2 protein-coding genes are annotated in these 2,466 nt (G+C 67.3%); both read right to left on the bottom strand.

The window, feature by feature from the left end:
* On the bottom strand, positions 1 to 1,195 hold a 1,195-nt coding region (gene secF / locus ASJ79_RS22395; RefSeq protein ID WP_231750979.1), incomplete at its 3' end, for a protein translocase subunit SecF.
* 3 nt (positions 1,196 to 1,198) lie between these two features.
* Positions 1,199 to 2,466: protein translocase subunit SecD (gene secD / locus ASJ79_RS22390; RefSeq protein WP_369803741.1), on the bottom strand; the 1,268-nt coding region annotated here is incomplete at its 5' end.

Genomic DNA, 2,466 nt, shown 5'->3' with positions numbered 1-2,466 from the left:
ATGCCCGAGTCCGCCGATCCCGACGATCGCGACGTGGTCGGTGGGTTTGATGTCGTACCGGATGAACGGCGCAAAGACGGTGACGCCTGCGCATAGCAAGGGGCCGGCGTCCTGTAGTTCGATGGCGGCGGTTGAGCACCCGGCGCGTGTGCTTTCTGACCAGGTCGGTGCGTTCCCGCAGGCTCACCAGCAGCGGGGTGGCGAAGTAGATCGACGAGTAGGTGCCCACGATCACGCCGACCAGCTGTACCAGCGCCAGGTCCATGAGGGTGCCGACGCCGAGCAGCCAGACCGCGATCACCATCAGCGCGACGATCGGCAGCACCGAGATCAAACTGGTGTTGATCGAGCGCATGAACGTCTGGTTGACCGCCAGGTTGGCGCGCTCGGCGAAGGTCCGGCGGGTGGTGTGCTCGAAGCCCTCGGTGTTCTCCTCCACCTTGTCGAACACGATCACCGTGTCGTACAGCGAGAAGCCGAGGATCGTCAGCAGGCCGATCACCGTCGCGGGAGTGACCTCGAACCCGACGAGCGCGTACACACCGGCGGTCACCACGAGGTCGAACACCAGCGTCGCCAACGCCGCGATGGCCATGTACCGCTCGTAGCGCACCGTGATGTAGATGGCCGCCAGCACGAGGAAGACCACCAGCGCGATCAGCGCCTTCTGGGTGATCTGGCCGCCCCAGGTCTCCGACACCGCCGAGTCGCTGACGGCCAGTTCGCTGGGCTGACCGTCCGGCCCGTGCGGCTGGAAGGCGTCGAACAGCGCGGTGCGCAGCTCCACGATCTCGTCGTTGTCCAGTGTCTCCGACCGGATCTGGAACGTCGCCGAATCGCCGGCGCCGACGATCACGACCGATTCCGGCGGCGTGCCGATGGTGTCGGTGAAGACGGTCTCCACCTGCGAGGCGGTCGCCGCCTCGTCGCTACGGGGGAACGACACCTTGGTGCCGCCCTCGAAGTCGATACCGAACGTGAACCCGCGCAACAGGATCGCGCCGACCGCGACGAGGACGATCAGGCCGCTGACCGTGTACCAGAGCTTGCGCCTGCCGATGACCTCGAACGCGCCGGTGCCGGTGTACAGCCGGACGAAGAAGCCGTGCTTGGGCGCCCCGGCCGCGGCGGACTCCAGATCCGCGGCCTCGACCGCGCCGGATTCGTCGGTGTCTGTGCGGTGTCGTGTCGCCATCGTCTATCCCCGTCCTGCGGCGTTCGCGGCCGCTCGGCGTTCGCGTGCGATCTGCTGGACGGCGCCCAAGCCGTTGAGCGACGGCTTGGCCCACAGCGAGGACTTGGACGCCATGTACACCAGCGGCCAGGTCACCAGGAACACGATGACGACGTCCAGGATCGTGGTGAGCCCCAGCGTGAAAGCGAATCCCTTCACCTGGCCGACGGCCAGGAAGTACAGCACCGCGGCGGCCAGCAACGTCACGGCGTTACCGGAGACGATCGTCTTGCGCGCCCTGGCCCAGCCTCGCGGCACCGCCGACCGGAACGAGCGGCCTTCCCGGATCTCGTCCTTGATGCGTTCGAAGAACACCACGAACGAGTCGGCCGTCATACCGATACCGATGATCAGACCGGCGATACCGGCCAGGTCGAGGGTGTAGTTGATCCATCTGCCGAGCAGCACCAGGATCGCGAACACCATCGCGCCCGACGCGGTCAACGACAGCGTGATCAGCAGGCCGAGCGCCCGGTAGTAGAGCAGCGAGTACAGCAGCACCGCCGCGAGCCCCACCGCGCCGGCGATGAGACCGGCCCGCAACGAGGTCAGGCCGAGGGTCGCCGAGACCGTCTCGGCCTCCGAGGACTCGAAGGACAGCGGGAGCGAGCCGTACTTGAGCACGTTGGCGAGTTCACGGGCGGTGTCCTGGGTGAACTGGCCGGTGATCTGGGTGCGGCCGCCCGGAATGGCCTCCTGGATGACCGGGGCGCTGACCACCTGCGAGTCGAGCACGAACGCGGTCTGTGTCCCGATGTTGGCGGCGGTGAAGTCCGCCCACACCTTGGCGGCGTCGTCCTTGAACTCCACGTCGACGACGAACTCGCCGGCCTGCTGGTTCAGCCCGGACGTCGCGTTGGCGATCTGCTCGCCGTTGATGATCGACTTGTCCAGCAGGTAGACCTCGGTGCCGTCCTGCGAGCAGGTCACCAGCGGCAGGTTCGGGTCGTCGTTGCCGGCCAGCACATCGTCCTGTCCGCAACGGGTGGCCTGGAACTGCAGGGCCAGGATCTGGATGGCCTGCTCCGTGCTCTGCCGCAGCCGCTTCTCGTCCTGGATGCGGGTCGCCAGCGGGACCTCCTCCTCGCCGGGCGGCGGAGCGCCGGGTGCGCGCGAACGAGGTGGGGGTGCGGGAGTACTCGTCATTGACCCCGGAGCAGCTCGTCGCGTTCCTCGCCGAACATGTTCGGCCCCAAGGGTTGACGGCGCGCTTCGACGGCATGATCGCACTG

Source organism: Mycobacterium sp. NAZ190054 (assembly GCF_001545925.1).
Classification (GTDB): Bacteria; Actinomycetota; Actinomycetes; order Mycobacteriales; family Mycobacteriaceae; genus Mycobacterium.
Note: the sequence above shows the minus strand (reverse complement) of the source record. Positions and strands in the feature narration are given on the sequence as shown.